At 63.5% G+C, this 2,693-nt stretch carries 3 protein-coding genes and 1 pseudogene; all 4 read right to left on the bottom strand.

The features are described 5' to 3' along the window. Positions 1–242 (bottom strand): CoA-binding protein (locus tag EN750_RS28135; RefSeq protein WP_189526520.1); only part of this gene is annotated, 242 nt, incomplete at its 3' end. Positions 243–245: 3 nt separating this feature from the next. Continuing rightward, positions 246–1,409, bottom strand: a complete 1,164-nt coding sequence (locus EN750_RS28130; RefSeq protein ID WP_127398681.1) for an acyl-CoA dehydrogenase — start codon at positions 1,407–1,409, stop codon at positions 246–248. 4 nt (positions 1,410–1,413) lie between these two features. After that, positions 1,414–2,517: a carnitine 3-dehydrogenase gene (locus tag EN750_RS28125; protein WP_127398679.1), complete on the bottom strand. Its 1,104-nt coding sequence runs from the start codon at positions 2,515–2,517 to the stop codon at positions 1,414–1,416. Continuing rightward, positions 2,514–2,693: pseudogene (locus tag EN750_RS28120) on the bottom strand (peptidase); the annotation flags it as partial. The pseudogene EN750_RS28120 and the gene EN750_RS28125, both read right to left, overlap by 4 nt.

Below are 2,693 nucleotides of genomic sequence, written 5' to 3'. Positions count from 1 at the left end.
GCCTTGATCACCTCGATGGTCAAATGCCGGTTGACGCCGACAAAGGCGGCGTCCGGCGCGCCAGGCAGGTCAGCCACCGAACGATAGGCCTTGCGACCGGCGACCTCGTCCTTGGTCGGATGCACCGGCCAGATCTCGCCGGCAAAGCCCATCTTGATCGATTGCGCGACGACGGCCGCGGCCTGCGCACCGCCGAAGACGGCGATCGATTTCGGCCGCAGGAGACGCTCAAGTTTGTGCATATGTTATGCCCCGAACGGACGCAGCAGCGCCCTTGAAATAATGTGGCGCTGGATCTCTGACGTGCCTTCCCAGATGCGCTCGACGCGCGCGTCGCGCCAGATGCGCTCCAGTGGCAAATCGTCCATCAGTCCCATGCCGCCATGAATCTGGATCGCCTCATCGGCAACGTATGCAAGCATCTCGGTGGCCTTCAGCTTGGCCATGGCCATGTCCTGGTCGGTGACGGTGCCCTGATCGTACTTCCAGCCGGCTTCGAACACCATCAGGTCGGCGGCCTTCAATTCGGTCGCCATGTCGGCAAGCTTGAACGACACGCCCTGGAACTTGCCGATCTGCTGGCCGAACTGCTGGCGCTGCGCGGCATACTCGATGGCATGGCCAAGCGCCCGCTCGGCGCGGCCGAGGCAGGTGGCGCCGACCTGCAGCCGGGTGGCGCCGAGCCATGAATTGGCGACGTCGAACCCCTTGTGGACTTCGCCCAACACTTGGGCGGCGGGAAGCCGGCAATCGTCGAATTCGAGGATGGCGTTGGTGTAGCCGCGATGCGAGACGTTGCGGTAGCCATCGCGGACGGTGAAGCCCTTCGTCCCTTTGTCGACGAAGAATGCGGTGATCTTCTTGCGCCTGCCGCGCGGCGAATCCTCTTCGCCTGAGGCCATGAAAACGATGGCAAAGTCGGCGAGGTCGGCGTGGGAGATAAAATGCTTGGTGCCGTTGAGTACCCAGTCGTCGCCGTCCTGTACCGCCGTCGCCTTCATGCCGCGCAAATCGGAGCCTGCGCCCGGCTCGGTCATCGCCAGACAGTCCCATTTCTCGCCGCGGATGCAGGGGAACAGGTACTTTTCGCGCTGCTCCGGCGTGCCGGCCAAAAGGATGTTGGAGGGCCGCGCCACGCAGGTCCAGTGCAGCGCGTAATTGGCGCGGCCAAGCTCCTTTTCGTAGAGCAGCCAGGTCACCGTATCGAGGCCAGCACCGCCGACATCGGCCGGCATGTTGGCGGCATAGAGCCCGGCTTCGATCGCCTTGACCTTGATCTCCTCGATCAGGTCGCGGCGCAGCACGCCGGTGCGCTCGACCTCGCGCTCATGCGGGTAAAGCTCGTTCTCGACGAACGCACGCGTCGTCTCGACGATGAGCCTCTGTTCCTCCGACAGCCCGAAATCCATGCTCTCAGCCTTTCTTCTTGCCGGGCTTTTTCTTCGGCTTTTCGGCTTTCTTGACCGGTTTCAAGGCTTTGGCCTTCTCGGCAGCCTTGGAGGCCGTGGGCTTCTTCGCCGCCAGCTTGGCCAGCTGCCTGGTATAGGCCTTGTGCAGGGCGCCGGCGCCCCAGCCCTTGCCTTTGTTCTGCTTCGACAGCGCATCCATGATGGCGACCAGATTGTCGTCGCGGATTTTTTCCAGCTCGCGGATCGACAGCCCATGCGCCTGGTCGTCCGACTGCGTGGCGATCAGGTCGACCAGTTCGTCGTTGAACTCCGGCACATCCATCAGCTTGGTCCATGGCCATTTCAGGCAGGGCCCGAACTGCGCCATGAAGTGGCGCATGCCGGCCTCGCCACCGGCGACGCGATAGACCTGGAACATGCCCATCTGCGCCCAGCGCAGGCCGAAGCCATAGCGCATGATGTCGTCGAGTTCCTCGACCGTGCAGATGCCGTCCTTGATCAGCCACAGCGCCTCGCGCCATGCCGCTTCGAGCAGGCGGTCGCCGACGAAGGCCTCGATCTCCTTGCGGATGACGACCGGCTTCATGCCGATCGAGGCATACATCTCCTTGGCGACCTCGATCGCCTCGGGAAAGGTCTGCTCGCCGCCCACGATCTCGACCAGCGGCAGGAGATAGACCGGGTTGAACGGATGGCCGACGACCAGCCGCTCCGGATGCTTCTTCATCGCCACCTGCATGTCGGTTGGCTTGATGCCGGAGGTCGAGGAACCGACAATCGCATTGGCCGGCGCGTGGGTATCGATCTCGGCGAGCACCCGGTGCTTGAGGTCGAGCCGTTCCGGCACGCTTTCCTGAATGAAATCGGCATCGGCCACTGCCTCGGCGATGGTCTTGGCAAAGGTCAGCTTGCCCTCTTTCGGCAAACCGCCGGGTACCATCTGCTTGTAGGCGCGGCGCGCGCCCTTCATCACTTCGCCGACCTTGCGCGACGCCTCGGGATCGGGATCGAAGATCGACACGTCGATGCCGTTGAGCAGCAGCCGCGCCACCCAGCCGGCGCCGATGACGCCGCCACCGATGGCGGCTGCCTTGTTGATGATGCTCATGCGGAAGCTCCGGTTCTGGTCATGGCGGTTGTGGGATCTATGAGCGGCACGCGTTCGCCGGCGCGGATCACGGACGGGTCGTATGCCTTGCGGGCAAAGACTTCGAGGACGAAGGGTCGGAAGAATTCGATCGGCAGCGTGTCATAATCGGGGTCGAAGCTGGACTGGTCCCAGCG

Origin of the sequence: Mesorhizobium sp. M7A.F.Ca.ET.027.03.2.1, from assembly GCF_003999175.1 — a bacterium.
Lineage (GTDB): Bacteria > Pseudomonadota > Alphaproteobacteria > Rhizobiales > Rhizobiaceae > Mesorhizobium.
Note: the sequence above shows the minus strand (reverse complement) of the source record. Positions and strands in the feature narration are given on the sequence as shown.